Source organism: Enterococcus innesii, from assembly GCF_022846515.1.
Classification (GTDB): Bacteria; Bacillota; Bacilli; order Lactobacillales; family Enterococcaceae; genus Enterococcus_D; species Enterococcus_D innesii.
Map to the genome: position 1 here is coordinate 3,316,483 of NZ_AP025635.1, position 19,491 is coordinate 3,335,973.

General features: G+C 43.2%; 16 protein-coding genes. 9 read left to right on the forward strand and 7 right to left on the reverse strand.

Going from position 1 to position 19,491, the window contains the following annotated elements:
* Window positions 1-119 precede the first annotated feature (119 nt).
* The 3 genes from ENLAB_RS15495 to ENLAB_RS15505 all read left to right on the forward strand — a co-directional run bounded on the left by ENLAB_RS15495 (window position 120) and on the right by ENLAB_RS15505 (window position 4,672).
* Window positions 120-1,748 carry a PTS transporter subunit EIIC gene (locus ENLAB_RS15495; RefSeq protein WP_244351909.1) on the forward strand — a complete coding sequence of 543 codons (1,629 nt, stop codon included), beginning with the start codon at window positions 120-122 and terminating at the stop codon, window positions 1,746-1,748.
* The gene (locus ENLAB_RS15500) at window positions 1,748-3,079 is read left to right on the forward strand and encodes a 6-phospho-alpha-glucosidase (RefSeq protein ID WP_077453863.1); all 1,332 of its coding nucleotides are present in this window, start codon (window positions 1,748-1,750) and stop codon (window positions 3,077-3,079) included. Before ENLAB_RS15495 ends, ENLAB_RS15500 begins: the two co-directional genes overlap by 1 nt.
* Window positions 3,080-3,298: 219 nt before the next feature.
* Window positions 3,299-4,672 (forward strand): gluconokinase, encoded by a 1,374-nt coding sequence (locus ENLAB_RS15505; RefSeq protein WP_244351910.1) that lies wholly within the window; start codon window positions 3,299-3,301, stop codon window positions 4,670-4,672.
* 18 nt (window positions 4,673-4,690) lie between these two features.
* On the opposite strand, the gene ENLAB_RS15510 is transcribed toward ENLAB_RS15505, so the two are convergent.
* Entirely contained in the window at window positions 4,691-5,431 is a 741-nt protein-coding gene (locus ENLAB_RS15510; protein WP_144771488.1) for a MurR/RpiR family transcriptional regulator, read from the reverse strand.
* Between the two features lie 151 nt (window positions 5,432-5,582).
* Here ENLAB_RS15510 and ENLAB_RS15515 point away from each other — a divergent pair, with 151 nt between their 5' ends.
* From ENLAB_RS15515 to ENLAB_RS15535, 5 genes are all read left to right on the forward strand, one after another.
* Complete coding sequence (locus ENLAB_RS15515; protein ID WP_077453839.1) at window positions 5,583-6,335, forward strand: IclR family transcriptional regulator; 753 nt, start codon at window positions 5,583-5,585, stop codon at window positions 6,333-6,335.
* A gap of 110 nt (window positions 6,336-6,445) precedes the next feature.
* Window positions 6,446-7,093, forward strand: a complete 648-nt coding sequence (locus ENLAB_RS15520; protein WP_244351911.1) for a bifunctional 4-hydroxy-2-oxoglutarate aldolase/2-dehydro-3-deoxy-phosphogluconate aldolase — start codon at window positions 6,446-6,448, stop codon at window positions 7,091-7,093.
* A gap of 1 nt (window position 7,094) precedes the next feature.
* Window positions 7,095-8,093, forward strand: a complete 999-nt coding sequence (locus tag ENLAB_RS15525; protein WP_244351913.1) for a sugar kinase — start codon at window positions 7,095-7,097, stop codon at window positions 8,091-8,093.
* A 13-nt stretch (window positions 8,094-8,106) separates the two neighbouring features.
* Window positions 8,107-8,949 (forward strand): 5-dehydro-4-deoxy-D-glucuronate isomerase, encoded by an 843-nt coding sequence (gene kduI, locus ENLAB_RS15530; protein ID WP_005229915.1) that lies wholly within the window; start codon window positions 8,107-8,109, stop codon window positions 8,947-8,949.
* 22 nt (window positions 8,950-8,971) lie between these two features.
* Complete coding sequence (locus ENLAB_RS15535; protein WP_005229917.1) at window positions 8,972-9,778, forward strand: gluconate 5-dehydrogenase; 807 nt, start codon at window positions 8,972-8,974, stop codon at window positions 9,776-9,778.
* Window positions 9,779-10,036: 258 nt separating this feature from the next.
* Here the strand turns inward: ENLAB_RS15535 and ENLAB_RS15540 are convergent, their stop codons facing one another.
* The 5 genes from ENLAB_RS15540 to ENLAB_RS15560 form a co-directional block, all read right to left on the reverse strand.
* Window positions 10,037-10,708: a rhamnogalacturonan acetylesterase gene (locus tag ENLAB_RS15540; protein WP_244351914.1), complete on the reverse strand. Its 672-nt coding sequence runs from the start codon at window positions 10,706-10,708 to the stop codon at window positions 10,037-10,039.
* A gap of 10 nt (window positions 10,709-10,718) precedes the next feature.
* A complete protein-coding gene (uxaC, locus tag ENLAB_RS15545; RefSeq protein ID WP_244351915.1) occupies window positions 10,719-12,107 on the reverse strand; it encodes a glucuronate isomerase in 1,389 nt (462 codons plus the stop codon).
* 20 nt (window positions 12,108-12,127) lie between these two features.
* Window positions 12,128-13,639, reverse strand: coding sequence for a UxaA family hydrolase (locus ENLAB_RS15550; RefSeq protein ID WP_244351916.1), 1,512 nt, complete (start codon window positions 13,637-13,639; stop codon window positions 12,128-12,130).
* 12 nt (window positions 13,640-13,651) lie between these two features.
* Window positions 13,652-15,055 carry a tagaturonate reductase gene (locus ENLAB_RS15555; protein ID WP_244351917.1) on the reverse strand — a complete coding sequence of 468 codons (1,404 nt, stop codon included), beginning with the start codon at window positions 15,053-15,055 and terminating at the stop codon, window positions 13,652-13,654.
* A 70-nt stretch (window positions 15,056-15,125) separates the two neighbouring features.
* On the reverse strand, window positions 15,126-16,106 hold the full coding sequence (locus ENLAB_RS15560; protein ID WP_244351918.1) for a LacI family DNA-binding transcriptional regulator: 981 nt from the start codon (window positions 16,104-16,106) through the stop codon (window positions 15,126-15,128).
* A 162-nt stretch (window positions 16,107-16,268) separates the two neighbouring features.
* Between ENLAB_RS15560 and ENLAB_RS15565 the strand changes: the two genes are divergently transcribed.
* Window positions 16,269-18,482, forward strand: a complete 2,214-nt coding sequence (locus ENLAB_RS15565) for an AraC family transcriptional regulator (protein ID WP_244351919.1) — start codon at window positions 16,269-16,271, stop codon at window positions 18,480-18,482.
* Window positions 18,483-18,542: 60 nt separating this feature from the next.
* Here the strand turns inward: ENLAB_RS15565 and ENLAB_RS15570 are convergent, their stop codons facing one another.
* The gene (locus ENLAB_RS15570) at window positions 18,543-19,430 is read right to left on the reverse strand and encodes a carbohydrate ABC transporter permease (RefSeq protein ID WP_015509917.1); all 888 of its coding nucleotides are present in this window, start codon (window positions 19,428-19,430) and stop codon (window positions 18,543-18,545) included.
* Between the last annotated feature and the right edge of the window lie 61 nt (window positions 19,431-19,491).

A 19,491-nucleotide genomic window follows, 5' to 3' on the forward strand; every position in this document is an offset into this window, starting at 1 on the left:
AGCAGGATGAAACACATTCCAATCTTTGAAACGCATTGAATTGAAAACGTTTGCTATTCTATTAGTAACAAATGTTTCCTATAATGAACCTACAAATCAACTACAAAGGAGTTTCCTCAATGAAAGAAAAAGTGATGGATGCGATGCAGAAATTCTCCAAGGCAATGTTTGTGCCCGTTTTGATTTTGCCGATCGCAGGGATATTGATTGCCGTTGGGAATGTATTTACGAATGTCCGCTTGCTTGAGCAGTTTCCCTTTTTGGATAATCCGATAACCATCGGTTTTGGTAGTATCTTATCCGCTTCCTTATTACCGATTTTAACCAATTTAGGCATTATTTTTTGTGTCGGGATCGCTTTAGGGTTAGCCAATAAGAAAAAGGCTGAAGCGGGATTTACCGCGTTGTTAGGTTATTTCGTCTTCTTAAATGCCATGAACAAATTCATGGAGCTTCGGGGGATGTTGGTTCCAGCCGATGCCCTTCAAGGTTCAGGACAAGCGATCGTTTTAGGAATCCAAGTGTTGGACATGGGGGTCTTTCTGGGTATCATTTTAGGGATCGTCGTAGCATTGATCCATAATCGTTTTATCGATACGACCTTTAACAATGCCTTTCAAGTTTATGGCGGCGCGCGCTTCGTCTTTATTGTCTTGATTCCGGTCGTCGTGTTATTAGCCATCGTTTCCACGTTTATATGGCCAGTAATACAAACTGGCATCGACGGTTTAGGCGGCATCATTCAACAAACGGGCAACTTTGGCATCTTCTTGTACGGGATGTTGGAACGCTTATTGATTCCAACTGGCTTGCATCACTTGATCTATACGCCGTTTTTGTATACTTCATTAGGCGGTGTCGCAGAAGTTGGCGGTCAGGTCTTTGAAGGGGCACGGAATATTTATTTTGCGGAAATTGCTGACCCAGCAGTCCGCGTATTATCGCAAAGTGTCATTTGGGACGCTCGTGGGATCTCAAAAATGTTTGGACTGATCGGTGCTTGTTTGGCGATGTATCAAACGGCAAAACCAGAAAATAAAGTCAAAGTCAAAGCTATTTTGATTCCAGCTGTCGTCACTTCCTTTATTGCAGGTGTGACTGAACCAATCGAATTTTCTTTTATGTTCGTGGCACCTGTTTTGTTCGTCATTCATTCTGCCCTTAGCGGCTTGAGTATGGTGGCGTTAAATCTCTTTGGTTCTCGTGCCATCGGACCGAATGGCTTCATCGACTTTCTTTTGTACAACTTGCCCTTAGGGATCGAGAAAACTCGCTGGCCGGTATACTTGATCGTCGGGGTCGTCTTCTTCTTTCTTTATTACTTCTTGTTCCGCTTTTTGATCACGAAACTGAACTTGAAAACGGTCGGGCGTGAAGAAGATGGAACAGAGACCAAACTGTATTCGAAGAAAGAGTACAAAGAAAAACAACTTGCTGGAGCAGGTGTCGGGATCATGGCGAGTGATCAAGCCGCCACTAATCCAACTAGTGAAACAAGTATCTCAGCAATCATCACCAAAGCGCTAGGTGGCGATGACAATATCAAAACCATCGACAACTGCTATACCCGCTTACGTTTAAAACTAAAGGATCCTGAACTCGTGGATGAAGCGCTGCTAAAAGACGAAACACAAGCCAAAGGCGTAATCAAAAATGGTGAAAATGTCCATGTCGTTTACGGGTTGACCGTGCCGAAAGTGCGGGAAGAATTAGAAAATTATCTTGGAAGAGAAGGAGAGATTGAATGATGAAAAATTTTTCAGTAGTGATCGCAGGGGGCGGCAGTACCTTTACCCCGGGAATCGTTATGATGCTGCTTGACAATCAAGAACGCTTTCCTTTAAGAAAGCTGAAACTATACGACAATGATGAAGCACGCCAAGCGATCCTCGGTGAAGCCCTAGCGATCTTATTAAAAGAACAAGCACCGCAAATCGAATTTTCATTTACGACGGATCCTGAAGAAGCCTTCAGCGATGTCGATTTCTGTATGGCGCATATCCGAGTAGGAAAGTATGATATGCGGGAAAAAGATGAAAAAGTCCCCTTGCGTCATGGCGTCTTTGGCCAAGAAACCTGTGGACCAGGAGGGATCGCTTATGGGATGCGCAGCATCACTGGTATGCTGGAGATCATTGATTACATGGAAAAGTATTCCCCCGATTGTTGGATGCTGAATTATTCCAATCCAGCTGCAATCGTAGCTGAAGCATGTCGAGTCTTGCGTCCTAAATCAAAAGTTCTGAATATCTGTGACATGCCCGTGGGCACGTTGCGTCGGATGTCGCAAATCATTGGCAAGCAGCCAGAAGAGTTAGAAGTTCGCTACTTTGGCTTGAATCATTTTGGCTGGTGGACCAGCGTCAAAGACAAAGAAGGCACGGAGTACATTCAAACCATTCGGGACTACGTGGCAGAACACGGCTATTTGACACAGATCGAAGTGGATACCCAACATACAGACCCAAGTTGGCAAGACACCCACAAAAAAGCCAAAGACCTCTTGGCGCTCACACCAGAATATCTGCCAAATACGTACTTGAAATATTATTTATACCCAGATTACGTCTACGACCACATGAAAGAACATCCAGAGTATACGCGTTCCAATGAAGTGATGGAAGGACGGGAAAAACGAGTGTTCGATCATGCCAAAAAGATCACGGCACAAGGATCTGCTGAAGGGATCGCTTTTGAGATTGATGCCCATGCAACCTTTATCGTTGATTTGGCACGCGCCATCGCTTTTAATACGCATGAGCGAATGGTGATGATTGTGGAAAACAACGGCGCGATTGCGAACTTCCCAGATGATGCCATGGTGGAAGTGCCATGCATCGTGGGTTCTGATGGACCAGAAGCCCTCGCTCAAGGGAAAATTCCTGCCTTCCAACAAGCGCTCATGTTCCAACAGGTGACTGTGGAAAAATTAGTGGTCGAAGCATATGTGGAAAAGAGCTATCAAAAAATGTGGCAAGCGTTAAGCCTTTCCAAAACGATTCCTAGCGCAAAAGTAGCCAAAGAGTTACTCGATGATTTGGTCTCGGAAAATGGTGATTACTGGCCAGGATTGTCTTGATTTGTTTCACATTTGCGAAACATTTGCTGATTGGCTAACTGGAAAGAGGAAGATTCTCCAAGAATCTTTCTTTTTTTATTTTTGCTGTGGAAGGATAATTCTCTGAAGAAAATCATCACTAAACGTCTTCTCAACAAAACGATCAGACAGGTATGCTAGAATATGCCACTAACTATGGTAGAATAAAGCTAATTGAATCAGATGAGAGGGAGCAATGCGATGTTTTTAGGGATTGATATCGGCACAACAGCCATAAAATTTGGGGTCATTGAAGATCGGAAAATCATTTACTCACAGTCATTACCAATCAAAACCCATAGCCACGGGTTAAAACAGACCCAATCAGCGACCCAGATCAGTAGCCAATTAATCAGTGGTGTCACAACGATTCCCGCTCAATTAAAAGCGGCAATCACAGTGATCGGGTTCAGTACCGCCATGCACAGTTTGATGCCAGTGGCTGGTGAGACAGCAGAAGAGATTTACATTTGGTCAGACAATCAAGCGAGTCAAACGATGACGGCCTTTCGTCAAACGGATCTGGCGGCAATGTTTTATGAAGAGACAGGGACACCGATCCATGCAATGTCTCCCTTTGCGAAACTGGCTTATTTTCAAACAAGTGGTTCATATTCCAAAGAGACGAAATGGTTAGGCTTAAAAGAACTAGCAATGGCGTTGTTTACCGGACAAGCACGGATCGATTATAGTACCGCATCAGCGACCGGTCTTTTTTCTTTGAAAGAAAAGCAATGGAGTCAAAAGATTCTCAATTATTTATCCCTTTCAAAAGCCCAGTTAGCGCCTTTATGTGCACCGACTGATCGTTTTTTGATTACCGAGGAGATGGCGCAGCGGTGCGGCTTGAAGCCTGAGGTAGAAGTGATGTGCGGGGCTAGCGATGGGTGTTTGGCAGCATATGCTGGCTATATTTCTACAGGGATCCGCAACAGCTTGACGATCGGGACCAGTGCGGCGGTTCGTAAAGTAAGTGAGACCACCGTCTTTGATGACCAAAAACAAAATTTTTGCTACTATCTGCAAGATGACCTCTATGTCGTAGGGGCACCTTCGAATAATGGTGGCTGTGTCCTTGCTTGGGCAAAAGAGACCTTATCAGAAGATCCTGATGGGTTTTATCATTATCTGCCGCAAGTCATGGAGGAATCACCGATCGGCAGCAACGGCTTACGTTTTTTCCCCTATTTAAACGGGGAGCGGGCACCCTTTTGGACAAATGAGATCACAGGCGGCTTTTCTGGCTTGACCCTGAAACACAATCGCTCAGATATGTTACGGGCAGTCATCGAAGGCATGCTGATGAACATCGATTTATTAAAGCAAATGGCGCAGTTGGAAGGGGCAGTCACTGTAAGTGGTGGTTTCTTTCAAACAAAACTTTTAGGTCAAATGACCGCGGATGTGTTGGGACTGACCTGTTATCTTTCCGATGAAAATGAACCGATATTCGGCTTGTATGATTTATATAAAAGCTCTGTTGTGCGGCAAGATCAGCCAGCTGAAAAATTTGTACCTGATCCGCAGAACCAAGCGCTTTATCAAGAACTGGCAACAACGTACTTTCAAGCATAAGCAAAAACCAGCAATCCACTAGGGTTGCTGGTTTTCTGTTTCAACACGGGTAAAAGCGTCGACGATATATTCCATTAATAAGAGTAATTTACCAAAGAAGCTAGTGTACTGGATGTTTTGGGTGTCGTAGGGACGTTCATCTGTCACTTCAAAGGAAAAGGTCGCTAGTTGATTGGCGCGATGATCACCGTTCCCGCAAAATAAAACAGTTGGTATGTGATGTTCATTGGCTAATGCCATCTTTTCCAGCACTTTTTGTGTTTCGCCAGATTTAGAGATGGTGATCAACATACTGATGTTCTCGATGTTGTTACTAATGATCCCACCTGAGTCAGAAGCACTGACTAATAAGGTTTTGATGCCGTTGACCAGCATTTTTTTGTGGAGGTATTCTGCCACGATCCCCGAAAAACCTGTTGCATAAATCGTAATAAACTTGTGCTTATTTTGTCCATAGATTTCTTTGATCGCGTCGATCGTATCTGCAATACTGGCAGCGTCAATTTGGTAATCGATGGCGGCTTCAGTGATCGTCTGATTTTTCAAGCGATTCTTTAAGAAGTAAAGTAGCTCTAGATAGCCAGAAAAACCTAATTTTTGCGCAAGCCGCACGATGGTTGCGGGGGAAGTGTAGACCGCTTTAGCGATTTCTCTTAAGGGCAGTCCATCGATCGCAGCGGTATTTGCAAGCAAATAATCAAGAATTTGCAGCTCATTGTCAGTCAATTTTTTTCCTTTGATCAATACATTTAAGTCCATTGTTCGGCACTCCTTTGTCTTGTCTTCATCATACAATGAATAACGACAGAAAGTAAAATAGGAATCGCGTCATACTGATATATAGGAAAAAAGATTGTGCATTTCCTAAAAAGATATTATAATTTCTTATATAGAAAATAAAGGTGGAGAAATGATGACGCAAAAACCATATGGAACCGTACTACTAAAAGCAGCAACCATTTTAGATTATCTCGCAGAAGCGCCCAGTAAACCATTGCAAGAAATTTCAGAAGCAACGAAACTAACCCCATCCACAGCTTTGAAAATATTAGAAACGCTGCAAATGATCGGCTATGTCAAACGCGACAAAGAGAAGAATTATCGCTTAGGGTCTAAGCTGATCAAGTATGCCAATCAAAACATTCAAGAGCTTGATTTAGTGGAAATCAGCTTGCCTTACTTGGAAGCATTGCAGAAAACGGCGGATGAAACGATCCACTTAGGGGTTTTGACTGCCAATGAGATTCTTTATGTCAATAAATTGGAGCCCCACAATCAAACGATCCGCATGTCTTCAAAAGTAGGGATCACAAGACCGTTGTATAGCTCTGCCATGGGGAAAGCCGTTTTAGCGGAGTTTGATGCCCCTCAAGTGGAAGAATATTTGGCAGCAACGCCTTTAACCGCTTATACGGAAAACACCATTACGAACCAGTTGAAGTTGAGGAAAGAATTGGAGCAGGCAAAAGAAAACCAAGTAGCCTTTGATGATGAAGAAATGGAACAAGAAATCTATTGCATCGGTGCCTCACTGATAAAAGATCAGGAGATCGTTGGGGCGTTTTCTATCAGCCTACCGAAATACCGCTTGACCCCAGAATACAAAATGACATTGATCGATGCGATTATTGCGACAAAACAACAAATTGAACAAGCATTATAAACTTTTTAATGGAAAGCCCTTGCAAATAAAAACGAGAACGGTATAATAAACGTGTAAGTTTCTTTATAATAAATACCATTTTCCAAATAGGAAATAAATGGAGGGTCTCAATGAAAAAAGTAGCGAATTTAATGAAACTAAAAGAAAGCGGCGTGATCGCTGTTGTGCGTGGCGCTTCAAAAGAAGAAGCACTACAAGCAAGTAAAGCGATCGTTGCAGGGGGGATCACCGGCATTGAGTTGACTTTTACAGTGCCTCAAGCGGCGGATGTAATCGCTGAATTGGTAACAACCTTCAAAGAGAATCCAGAGGTAGTCGTTGGTGCTGGGACCGTTCTTGATGCAGTTACCGCCCGCTTAGCGATTATGGCAGGAGCAGAATATGTTGTCAGCCCAACTTTTGATCAAGAAACGGCTGAATTATGTAATTTATATCAAATTCCTTATCTGCCTGGTTGCATGACCATTTCAGAAATGAAGGACGCCTTAAAAGCAGGCGCAGATATCATTAAACTATTCCCGGGTAGTGCGTATGGACCAAGTATCATCTCGGCCTTCAAAGCGCCATTGCCACAATTAAACATTATGCCGACAGGTGGTTTCAGCTTAGACAACATGCAAGAATGGTTTGCAGCGGGTGTCGTAGCCGTTGGTGTAGGGGGGAATTTGTTAGCACCAGCAGCAAGTGGGGATTTTGACAAAGTAACAGAAGTAGCGAAACAATATGCGGCAAAATTAAAAGAGATTCGAGGAAAGTAAGATGGCAAACATTCTGACACTAGGAGAAATCATGTTGCGTCTATCGACAACGTTAGGCGACCGAATCGCCCATAGTTCGATGTTTGCTGCCCATTATGGCGGTGGGGAAGCCAATGTTGCGATCTCCTTGGCGAATTTTGGTCATCGCGTTTCTTTTGCTAGTAAAGTGCCGAAAAATGCTTTAGGAGATGCCGTTTTTCAACATTTACGAAGCTATGGCGTCGATTGTCGCCACTTGCTTCGTGGCGGTTCCCGACTAGGTACTTACTATATTGAAACCGGTATCGGGGAACGAGCAGCGCGAGTGGTTTATGATCGCGCAGGCTCTAGCTTTGCTCGAATGAAAGAAAATGAGTGGCAGTCTGACCTTTTTGATGGGATTGACATTGTTCACCTTTCAGGGATCACGCCCGCTCTTTCAACGACTTGGCAGACACTTTTGCTGACGTTGATCAAAGAAGCGAAAGCAGCTAGTTGTAAAATCAGTTTCGATATCAATTATCGTGGAAAGCTGTGGACGACTGCTGAAGCGCGCGTCTTTTTGCAAGAAGTGCTCCCCTATGTCGATTATTGCTCAGCAGGACAGTTAGATGCCCAAGTCTTTATGGATGTAGCAGCTCCAACAGAGGAAGTCGAAGATGACTACTATTATCAAGAAATGCATCGGAAATACCCAAATATCCAGCTCTTTTATTCAACTAGTCGTCAGGTGCTCTCAGCAAGTCACAATCAATTGACAGGAAGCCTATGGCACAACGGCAATTATGTCGTTTCTGCAACCCATGAGATCAATCCAATCGTTGATCGCGTCGGAGGTGGCGATGCCTTTTCAGCTGGTATCCTACATGGTCTTGTCACGAAGAAACAAGACCAAGAAATCATTGATTTTGCAACTGCCGCATCTGCCTTGAAGCATACGATCCATGGCGACTGTAATCAGTTTAGCGCCAATGAGATACAAGAATTTATTGCAACAGGTTCAGGAAAAATTATCCGATAGGAGGAAGTTAAACATGCAACACATGGAAACACGCTATACCCATAGTCCACTTGATATTCGTCACTATAGTACCGAAGAATTACGCAGAGAATTTTTGGTAGAGAAAATTTTCACACCGGGACAAATCATGCTGACCTATACCCACAATGATCGGATGATCTTTGGCGGAGTGACACCGACAGAAGAAGCGTTAGAAGTGCAATTAAGCAGTGAACTAGGGGTGGAGTACTTCTTAGAACGCCGTGAATTAGGCGTCATCAATATTGGAGGACCCGGTGCGATCACGATCGATGGCCAAAAAGAACCAATGAAGAAACAAGACGGTTACTATATCGGCAAGGAAACCAAACAAGTCTTGTTCCACTCAGATGATCCAGCAAATCCAGCGAAATTCTATCTATCTTGCGTTCCAGCACATAAGAAATACCCAAATGTAAAAATTAGTATCGATCAAGTCACACCAATGGAGACTGGTGAGGGCTTGACATTAAATGAACGGAAAATTTATCAATACATTCACCCAAATGTTTGCGAAAGCTGTCAATTACAAATGGGGTACACGATCTTAGAACCAGGCAGTGCTTGGAATACGATGCCCAGCCATACTCATGAACGTCGGATGGAAGCATATGTGTATTTTGATTTTGCTAATGAAGATACAAAAGTATTCCATATGATGGGCAAACCAGATGAAACGAAGCATTTAGTGGTTAGTGAAGAACAAGCCGTTATTTCTCCAAGCTGGTCGATCCATTCGGGTGTTGGAACCAGTAACTACTCCTTTATCTGGGCAATGTGTGGCGAAAACATCACCTATACCGATATGGATATGGTGGCTATGGACGACTTAAAATAAAAAGAAAGAGGGTTTATCAATTATGGATTTTTCAATGGATCAATTTCGTTTAGATGGTAAAATCGCCTTAGTGACAGGCGCTGTCTATGGGATCGGTTTTACGATCGCTCGTTCACTAGCAGCAGCAGGAGCAACGATCGTTTTTAACAACTTGGATCAAGAATCAGTGGATAAAGGATTAGCAAACTATCGTGAAGCAGGGATCGAAGCCCACGGCTATGTCTGTGATGTAACGGATGAAAAAGCAGTCAACGAAATGGTCAAGCAGATCGAAGAAGAAGTTGGCGTGATCGATATCTTAGTCAATAATGCTGGGATCATCAAACGAATCCCGATGTTGGAGATGTCTGCTGAAGACTTCCGCCAAGTCGTTGACGTGGACTTGAACGCTCCATTTATCGTTTCAAAAGCAGTCTTACCGTCAATGATCAAAAAAGGACATGGAAAAATCATCAACATTTGCTCAATGATGAGTGAATTGGGAAGAGAAACGGTGGCTGGTTACGCAGCGGCTAAAGGCGGCTTGAAAATGTTGACGAAAAACATTTGTGCTGAATTTGGTTCAGCTAACATTCAATGTAATGGGATCGGACCTGGTTATATTGCAACACCGCAAACCGCACCATTACGAGAGATCCAACCAGACGGTTCTCGTCACCCATTTGATCAATTTATCGTAGCGAAAACACCTGCTGCCCGTTGGGGTGAGCCAGAAGATTTAGCAGGACCAACGGTTTTCTTAGCTTCTGAGGCATCAAACTTTGTCAATGGCCATGTCTTATATGTAGATGGCGGTATCTTGGCGTATATCGGGAAACAACCTGAATAAAACAATCAATAGTAAGGATGGGGACGATTACAATCGTTCCCATTTTTATGGTACAACACCCAAGAAATACAGGTCTTTAAAAGGTAGCTTGGCAATAAAAGGGTTGAAGCAAAGGAATGGCAAACAAATCTTTTAAAAAGAAGGAAAAGCAAAACGCTGTGAAGGGAAATGCTCTTCGCAGCGTTTTGCTTGAGTTGCTCTTTTTAAAATCAGGTAGCGTATTTATGTTAAGGGAAGTTTCAACACGAGCAATGAGTTTCAATCTAAAAGAACTTGTTGTGCAAGTGGTAATGGAGCATTTGTCAAACATTTGGCAACTAATTTGGCGACGGCTGTAGCACCCTGGTCGTTCAAATGTGTGTTATCCGTAATGCCTGCTGGATAATTTGGATGCTGATTTTTTTCTAAATGAAGAAAATAGGTTTTCGCCTGTTGTGGTTTCAGTGCTGAAAAGAACCGTTGTGTTGCGGCAAAAAGATCCAGACAGACCACATCCAAGGAGGTAGCCAAAGCACGCATTGCTTCTGGGTAAGGACCGACTGCCAAAGGATCAAGTTGCTGTTGGTCCACGTAATGCAAACGAGTGATCGAGGTCAATAGGATCGGTGTCGCTTGCTGCTGGCGTGCCGTTTGCACGAAGGTTGCTAAATTATGCTGATATTCTACAGATGTCGTACCACGACTATCTGTTTTTTGATCGTTGTGTCCAAATTGAATCAAGAGATAATCACCAGCATCTAGTTCTTTTTTTGCCTGCAACAAGCGTCCTTCTTCAATGAAGCTTTTGGAGGAACGCCCATTTTTTGCCAAGTTGACGATTTGATGCTGGGGGAGATAGCGTGAGATCTTTTCACCCCAGCCCGTTTCTGGACGAGCGCTAGGCTCTTTGATCGATGCGGTGGAATCACCGACGATGACGATTTTTTCCATTGTCTTTCTCCTAAAATTTGAAGTAGTTGTTGGCGTTTTGATAACAGACATTTTCTACTAATGGTTTTAGCTGACGAAGATCAGCAGGTGCTTCACCACGTACAACGATCTCAGCAAGCCATTCACAAAAGACGCGTCGGAAATATTCATGACGGGTGTAAGACAAAAAGCTTCTTGAATCCGTCAGCATTCCGACAAAGTTAAAGATCACACTGCCATCTGCGAATTTCGTCAATTGGTGACGCATGCCTGCGCGGGTGTCGTTATACCACCAGCCAGATCCTAACTGCAATTTATTATTGCCTTCTTGCTGGAAGCACCCCATCAAAGCGACGAGTGCATCATAGTCATTGGGATTTAAGGAGTAGAGAATCGTTTGAGGCAAATGGTCCTGCGCATCAGCAGCGTTCAATAATTTCTGCAAGTTTTGAGTCAGTGGTTGATCATTGATGCCATCATAGCCAGTATCTGGTCCCAAGTGCTCAAACATTCGTTGATTGCAGTTACGGTACGCATGGACATGCAGTTGCATCGTCCAACCATGTTCGTGATACAGCTTCATCAGTTCAACTAGAACATTGGTTTTGAAGAACGAGACTTCGTTTTCCTCCAAAGATTCTCCAGCTAATGCTTTGGCAAAAATTGCTTCAAGGGATAACTGTTCGTCTGCAGCATACACTAAAGTATCCAGCGCATGGTCAGACAAGCGGCAGTGATGTTGGTGAAAGTAGGTTACACGGTCCCGCAAGGCTGTCAAGAAAGCATCATAGGTAGTGATCGCGTTTTCGACACTCTTTTCGAGTTTGGTAACATAGGCAAGAAAATTCGGATGGTCGATTTGTAACGCTTTGTCAGGTCGAAAGGTCGGCAAGACACGAAAACGTTGTTCTGTTTGGCTTAATTGGTGATGATAGTGAAGATCATCGACTGGATCATCTGTGGTGCAAACGATCTCGACTTTACTGCGAGCAATCAAAGCTCTTCGAGTAAAGTCTTTTTGCTGCAATTTTTCGTTGCATAGCGTCCACAAGGTTTCGGCATTTTCTTCAGTAACGGGAAGATCGATCGCAAAAAATCGTTTTAATTCTAAATGAGTCCAACTGTAAAGGGGATTTCCCACCAATTTTGGCACTGTTTGACACCATGCCAAAAATTTTTCATAATCACTGGCATTGCCGGTGATCGCTTCTTCTGGTACGCCACAAGCGCGCATCAAGCGCCATTTGTAATGATCGCCACTTAGCCATGCCTCGGTGATAGTTTTAAAGGGCCGATCCTCATAGATTTCTTTCGGGTCTAGGTGGCAGTGGTAATCAATGATCGGCAGCTCTTTGGCATATTCATGGTAAAGGGTTTGAGCAATTTCATTTGGCAATAAATAGTTTTCATTTAAAAACATGTCGAACCTCTTTTCTTTGATTATAGTGTCACGCCATTTTTAAAGATGGCGATCTCACGAACGTTGTTGGCTTCATTACGCGTCGGTTTTCCACTGGCAGTATCGATGATCGCTTGAATAAAGTCTTCCAGCACGACCTCCATCGGCTCTTCCAACAAGCGACCGGCGTTGAAATCCATCCAGTGGGGTTTCTTATGGTAAATCTCTTGATTCGTGGCAATTTTCATGGTCGGCACATAGGCACCAAATGGCGTGCCGCGACCCGTGGTAAATAAGACGAGTTGGCAATCGGCAGAAGCCAGTGCAGAAGCGGCAACAAGGTCGTTTCCTGGACCTTCCAGCAGGCTCAAGCCTGGCTTACGGAGTTTCTCCCCATATTTTAAGACATCGACGACAGCGGAAGTCCCAGATTTTTGGGTACAGCCTAATGACTTATCTTCTAGTGTTGTGATGCCGCCTGCCTTATTGCCAGGAGAAGGATTTTCATAGACCGGTTCACCGTAAGCAAGAAAATAATCTTTAAAGTCGTTGATTAGATGGAGGATTTTTTCAAAGGTTGCTTCATCTTGTGCACGCGCCATCAAGACTTGTTCAGCGCCAAACATTTCGGGTACTTCCGTCAAGACAGTACTGCCACCTTGAGAAACTAAAAAGTCAGAAAATGCCCCCAACAAAGGGTTGGCGGTGATCCCAGAAAACCCGTCGGACCCCCCACATTTTAACCCGATCTTTAGCTCACTCAAGGGAACGGCTTCTCGTTGATCCTCTTTTGCTGCTTCCAGTAATTCTTCTAATAAGCTTTCGCCGACCGCAATTTCATCGTCGCTTTCCTGTGCCACCATAAATTTGACGCGCTTTGGATCGTAGTCACCCAGGTTTTTCTTAAACTCGGGAACGGTGTTGTTCTCACAACCTAAGCCAAAGACCAAGACGCCACCGGCATTTGGATGATGCACCGCATCAATTAAAATTTGACGAGTGTTTTGATGATCTTGGCCTAACTGGGAGCAGCCGTAGGGATGTTTAAGGATCGTAATATGATCAAACGTGCCAAGATCTGGATGATTCTTCTTGAAGTTTTCAACAATGATCTCTGCGATGCCATTGATGCAACCAACTGTTGGTACGATCAGTAAATCATTCCGAATCCCAACTTTGCCATTCGCCCGACGGTACCCTTGGAACGTCGCAGCCCTTTTTGGATAACGGACGGGATGCAAATCGGGGGCATAGGTGTATGCTAAGGTACCAGAAAGGTTGGTTTTGACATTGTGGGTATGCAACCATTGGCCGGTTTCAACGTCAGCTAAGAGATGTCCAATGGGATAGCCGTATTTGATCACGTCTTGTGATTGTGCTAGATCTTTGAGGGCGATTTTGTGTCCTTGCGGAATATCCTCAAAAAGGGTGATCGTTTGGCCTTCAAATTGAAGGGTCGTTTTAGCAGCTAGTGGTTTTAATGCGACTGCGACATTGTCTTTAGGGTGTAATTTCAATAGTTGCGCGGGCGTTTCTGTTAATGTGGTGGACATAAAGATTCTCCTTTATTTCAAACTTGGCTCAGGGGGGTCAATCGACGCAAGTAACTGGCGTGGTCCGTCTTGTTTTAGACAATCGCACATTTCATTGATCGTCTCTGTCATGAAGCTCAGGTCTGCATGCCAAAGTTGCTCATTTTTTAATAGAGTAGCGATCTGTTTTTCTGCTGGTAATTGTTTCACTTGCTGAAATATGGTTGTCACTAGCTCATCATCTTGAAAGGGTCTTGTGAGATAGAAAGTCAGTAACCCTGCCAATGCGGCAGTGATTCGTTTTGGTACCTGCTGGTTTTGTTGGACATAACGAGTTAAGACTGGTTGAAGACGCGCACGGAATTTTGAAACACTGTTTAAAGCGATCGATTGCAGCTGATGCTTCACATAAGGATTTCTGAAGCGCTCTTTGATTTGTTCCGCATAAGCTGTAAGCTGCGCTTTAGGCAAATCAAGCATTGGAATCAACTCCTCCTGAAAAAGACCATCCAGAAAGGCTGCAAATTCACGGTCGTTCATTACTTCTTCAACGGTTTCTAAACCCGCTAAAAGACCAAGTGGAACCATCGCCGTATGAGGACCATTTAATAAATGTACTTTTTGTTCACGGTAAGGGGTCATATCTTCTGTCACGATCACATTCAACCCAGCTTCTTGCAAAGGGAGCTTTTCAGCTACGCCGCTTCCTTCGATCACCCATAACATAAAGGGTTCTGCAGTGACCATTACGGCATCCTCATAGCCAAGAATCTCTTGGTATTGTGCCACTTTGTCGCGAGGATATCCTGGAACGATCCGATCGACTAAGCTACAGCAGAAGGTGTTTTCTTTTTCTAACCAGTTGACGAAGTCTGACTCCAAAGACCATAATGCGGCATATTGTAAGACGATCTCTTTTAATTTTTCCCCATTCCGATCGATCAATTCGCAAGGAATGATCAAAAATCCCGGTTTTTGTCGTTGAAAACGACGATACAAAAGGGCGGTCAGTTTTGCAGGAAAACTGTGGGGAGGGGTATCGTGCAAGAAATCCTCTGGGTGAAACGCAATACCTGCTTCCGTCGTATTAGAAACGATGATCTCGAGTTGCTCATCTTCGGCTAAAGCAAGATAGTCTTCCCATTGCTGATAAGGATTTAACACTTGATCGATAGTGGAGACGACTTCAAATGTTTGAGATAAAGCGCCATCGACAAGTCCTTCTAAGATAACGGTGTAGAGATTTTCTTGTTGTGCCAACAGCTCTTTCAATCCGTGATCGATCGGCTGTACCACAACGGCACTGCCGTTAAAAAGACCTTGCTTGTTCATTTGCTGCAGCTGCCAGTTAAAAAAGCCCCGCATAAAATTGCCTTCCCCGAATTGAATTACTCGGGCTGGATAAGTTTGATGGGTTTGTTCGGTAATTTTTTTCATAGAATCCTCCTTAAAAAATAGTTATGCACACGTTAACATTTTTGCGTAAGCACTCTTGAAAACAAGAGGCTTACAGCGATTGACGAATGATTAACGAGGTATCAAAGAAATGTTGTTTCTCAACTACTTGATTGGCAAATGCTTGCAACAGCAGAGTTGCTGCCAATTGACTCATTTCATAAACTGGTTTGCGGATCGTTGTTAATGGGGGATACGTATAGGGAGAAAAAGAACTATCATCAAAACCGATGATACCGATCTCCTCTGGGATCTTTCGTCCTGCTTGATGACAGGCATTGATCGCACCGATCGCCATATCATCATTGGCGCAAAAAATCACTTCAGGTGGTTCAGGTAAAGCGAGTAGTTGCTGGGCACCCAGCTGACCACTTTCCAAAGAGTAGTCGCCAGCTACGAAGTATTCTTTCGGGCAGACAAGCTGCTTTTCTTGAATCGCTTTCATAAATCCTTTACGACGCTCTCTAGCGGAACCAAAGGAAGCGATCCCTTCAATCATGGCGATCTTTCGAAAGCCTTGTTCAAGCACATAGGTGATCATTTGATAGACCCCTTGGGCATCATTACTAGTGACATTCATCAAGGTTGCATCCTGCAATTGACGATTCAAAACGACGATGGGAATGTTTTTCTTTGAAAGAGCAGCAATAAAGCCGTCATCCCGATCACTTTGACTCATCACGATCGCTCCATCTAAACGATTCGGCTCTTCATCAAATGTATCGGATTGCAATAATTCATGAACCGCTAAAGTATATTCGGATGGTAGGGTATCACTGATTCCTTTGATCACTTCGACTAAAAAGCTATCGGAAGTACCAATGGATAGATGGGAAAAATAAAGACCAATGATATAGGATTTTTGATTCACCAGACTTTTGGCATTGACATTGGGCACATAGTGTAAAGATTCAGCGATGGCTGCGATCTTATTTTTTGTTTCTGGCTTAATTAATGGGCTATCGTTTAACGCACGAGAAACAGTTGTATGTGAAACACCAGCGACTTTGGCGATATCTTTGATCGTGACCATAGAAAACCTTCTTCCTTTTTGCTTGATTCAAGCATAGCTTGTTCCCACGAGAATGTCAATACACCAAGGATGCACACGTGAAACATTTTTCAAAATAACATAGGAACTTTTTCTGGGATGTGCTAGTATAAAAGAAGATAGTTAGGTAATGGGAGGGAGTCTATGAAATTCTTTTTAAGCTATCATCAAACGTCCAACTTGTTCTATAAAATTTTCATTTGGGTCTCTTTGATTGGTAGCGCTTTAATTATCGGCTTTAGTGGAGTCATTTATCATCGAACGTATCAAAACATTCAAGAAACCTTTTTGCAAAGTCAACATAATTTGGTCAACCAAGTCAAACAAAATCTGGATCAAAAAATTCAGATGGTGGAGTATGCCTTTTCTACATATAGCAGTACTCAAAGTTTTTCCGATACGATGGAACAGCCGTTTTCCGTGACGAATTATCGACAAGTACGCGAGATCAATTCGCAACTGGCTTACATTGGTGTGATGGGGATCGAAAACGCCAGCTACCAATTGGTGAATTTGAATCAGCATTGGAAAATCGAAGAAGGCTCCTTAAAACAGATCGATGATACAGAATTCGCTGCTTTTCAAGCGCTGATCGATAACCAACGCTACTTGTATTGGTTGCCGGAAGATGGCTATTTAAAAATGGTGATGACGCTGCCTGTGTTTCGACAGGAAACCACTGCTTTGGGGATTGCTGAAATCCAAGACCATACCATTGCGCAGTTGGTGGTAGATCATGACGATTCATTTTTGAATATTTTTCATGCAGATGGACAACTGCTTTTCGATAATGGTGAAGTGATCGATTCTGACTTACACGAAACAATGATCGCAGCTGCCCACGGCGATGGCATCTTCACTGACAAAGAAAACAACAAGTATGTGGTCACACAATCGGATTACAATCAGTGGTATCATGTGATCCGTCTGGCGCCAGCCAGTGTTTCGCAAGCAATTCGTGAGCTAAGAAGCGGTTTGATCGTGATTGGTAGTCTATTGATTTTCCTGTTTTTATTAGTATCTTATCGCATTGCGATCGTGGCTACTTCACCCATCAATCGGATCGGAGAGCTTTTAAAGCCCAAAAAACAAGGTCAAAAATTAGAAGTCAATCAATTGATTTCCGATATCGACCAAGTCTTGCATCAAAACCATGATCTTGCTGTTAAAGTTGAACATCAAAAGCCCGAGTTAGAATCCTTGTTTTTATTAAACTTGTTTCGCGGCTGTATCTCAGAAGCAGATATTCACTTAAAACTGTCACAATTTGGGTATGAAGTATCCGAAACGGAACACTTTGCCGTATTACTGATTCAAATCGATGATTTGTGTGGGCGAGAAACAGCGACCAGTGATATTTTCTTGCTTGCCATTGAGAATCTCGTTTCTGAGATCATTCCGGCGAATTTGCGTTTTCAGCCAATCATCTCTAGTCAAGAAACCCAAGGAACGATTTTAAAACTTCCGAAAACGATTGATCAAAAACAAGTATTGACCTATTGTCAAAAGATCCATCAAGCGGCAAAAGACTATTTAAGAATTAAAATAAGTTGTGGGGTCTCACAATCCTACGACCGCCTCGTAGAAACCAAATTAGCGGTTGATAACGCCAAAGAAGCCTTGCACTATCGAATGAATTTAGGGGAAGAAGTCATTATCTTTTTTGACGACATTGCGGCACAATTGGACAATAACGCGATCGTTCAATACCCTAGAGAAGCAGAAAGTACCTTTTTGGATGCGATGCGTAGTGGGGAGCTAGCGACCATCAAAGCGAGTTACACGGAAGTTGTACGGGAAATCATCCATGAAAATAAAAATCCGTTGACGATTGAAAGCGCCTTGTTTAAGTTGATCAACAGTATCGTTCAGCTAGGGCAACTCTTAGGAGCAGATCATACCAGCTTGCAAAATAGTCGTAAAGTTTATCAATCCGTGCTCAACCAAACCAGCTTAGTCAAAGTTGAGCAAAGCATCTATCAAGAGTTAGTTTTACCTATCGTTGAAACGACACAAGCCAAAACAGATCGAGAAATTCGCTCCTTGTCTGAAAAGATGGTCTTGATCGTACACCAACAATACGATCAGGATCTTTCCTTAGATAGCATTGCTGAGCAGTTGCATTATAATGCCAATTACTTAAGTAATGTGTTTAAAAAGGAATTATCCATCAATTTTGCCGATTACTTACAAAATTATCGGTTGCAAATCGCCAAAAAATGGTTGCGGGAAAAGGATATGACGATCAAGGAAATCGCCGCTAACCTTCAATATACTAACTCTCAAAACTTCATCCGCTTTTTCAAAAAGAAAGAACAGATGACGCCTGGAGAGTATCGCAAACGTTCCAAAGAATAAAAGAAAAACGCGCTTTTTGATTAACGATCAAAAAGCGCGTTTTTCTTGGCTGCCTGTTGGTTACCCTTTGACGGAACCAACCATTGCCCCTTTCACGAAATACTTCTGAACAAATGGATAGGCGATCAACATTGGCAGCGTCGCAACGACGATCACGGCCATTTTTACGGATTGTGCTGGGGGGACAACATCGACACTCGCGGCATCGGCGTTCATCCCGCTGGAGACGATCACGATTTGTCGAAGGAGCACTTGGATCGGCCATTTCGCTGAATCATTGATGTACAAAATCGCTGATTGATAAGTATTCCAATAACTAACAGCGTAGAACAAAGAGATCGTCGCAATCGATGGTAAGGAAAGGGGTAAGATGATACGGAAAAAGACGCCCCAATCAGAGCAACCATCCATTTTTGCTGATTCTTCTAAACTATCAGGAATTCCTTGGAAAAAGTTTCTCATAATGATCATATTATATGCACTGATCGCACTGGGTAAGATCAGTGCCCAGAGAGAATCGATCAAGCCGAGGCTTTGTACCAAAATAAAACTTGGGATCATCCCACCGCTAAACAACATGGTAAATACGACAATAAAGTTGAAGATGCCGCGTCCATGCAAATATTTTCTTGAAAGAGCATAGGCCATAAAAGAGGTCAAGATCATTGAAAGAACTGTTCCGACGATGGTCACAAAAAGGGAAACACCAATACTCGTAAAAATCGTGGGTGTCGAGAGAATATACCGGTAAGCATTTAAGCTAAATTCACGAGGGATAATGATAAATGTTCGTGTCGCGATCTCAGAAGAAGAAGCAAAGGAGCTTCCGAGAATGTTTAGAAAAGGTAAGAGACACGTTAAGGTGAAGAGTAGTAGAAAGCCAATAATAAATCCTTGAACGACCCGTTCACTTTTCGGGCGGTTCGTTTTTTTCAGGGTTTGTTGCATAGAAAAAACCTCCATCTTTTTTTACTTAAATAGGTACTTCCAACGTATCATGAGGCGGGGA

Coding starts and splice junctions, on each gene's coding strand:
- ENLAB_RS15565 (WP_244351919.1), top strand. CDS start 16,269: ATGAAATTCTTTTTAAGCTATCATCAAACGTCCAACTTGTTCTATAAA.
- ENLAB_RS15500 (WP_077453863.1), top strand. CDS start 1,748: ATGAAAAATTTTTCAGTAGTGATCGCAGGGGGCGGCAGTACCTTTACC.
- uxaC (WP_244351915.1), bottom strand. CDS start 12,107: ATGTTTTTAAATGAAAACTATTTATTGCCAAATGAAATTGCTCAAACC.
- ENLAB_RS15555 (WP_244351917.1), bottom strand. CDS start 15,055: ATGAAAAAAATTACCGAACAAACCCATCAAACTTATCCAGCCCGAGTA.
- ENLAB_RS15535 (WP_005229917.1), top strand. CDS start 8,972: ATGGATTTTTCAATGGATCAATTTCGTTTAGATGGTAAAATCGCCTTA.
- ENLAB_RS15515 (WP_077453839.1), top strand. CDS start 5,583: ATGATGACGCAAAAACCATATGGAACCGTACTACTAAAAGCAGCAACC.
- ENLAB_RS15520 (WP_244351911.1), top strand. CDS start 6,446: ATGAAAAAAGTAGCGAATTTAATGAAACTAAAAGAAAGCGGCGTGATC.
- ENLAB_RS15525 (WP_244351913.1), top strand. CDS start 7,095: ATGGCAAACATTCTGACACTAGGAGAAATCATGTTGCGTCTATCGACA.
- ENLAB_RS15560 (WP_244351918.1), bottom strand. CDS start 16,106: ATGGTCACGATCAAAGATATCGCCAAAGTCGCTGGTGTTTCACATACA.
- ENLAB_RS15495 (WP_244351909.1), top strand. CDS start 120: ATGAAAGAAAAAGTGATGGATGCGATGCAGAAATTCTCCAAGGCAATG.
- ENLAB_RS15540 (WP_244351914.1), bottom strand. CDS start 10,708: ATGGAAAAAATCGTCATCGTCGGTGATTCCACCGCATCGATCAAAGAG.
- ENLAB_RS15505 (WP_244351910.1), top strand. CDS start 3,299: ATGTTTTTAGGGATTGATATCGGCACAACAGCCATAAAATTTGGGGTC.
- ENLAB_RS15510 (WP_144771488.1), bottom strand. CDS start 5,431: ATGGACTTAAATGTATTGATCAAAGGAAAAAAATTGACTGACAATGAG.
- ENLAB_RS15570 (WP_015509917.1), bottom strand. CDS start 19,430: ATGCAACAAACCCTGAAAAAAACGAACCGCCCGAAAAGTGAACGGGTC.
- ENLAB_RS15550 (WP_244351916.1), bottom strand. CDS start 13,639: ATGTCCACCACATTAACAGAAACGCCCGCGCAACTATTGAAATTACAC.
- kduI (WP_005229915.1), top strand. CDS start 8,107: ATGCAACACATGGAAACACGCTATACCCATAGTCCACTTGATATTCGT.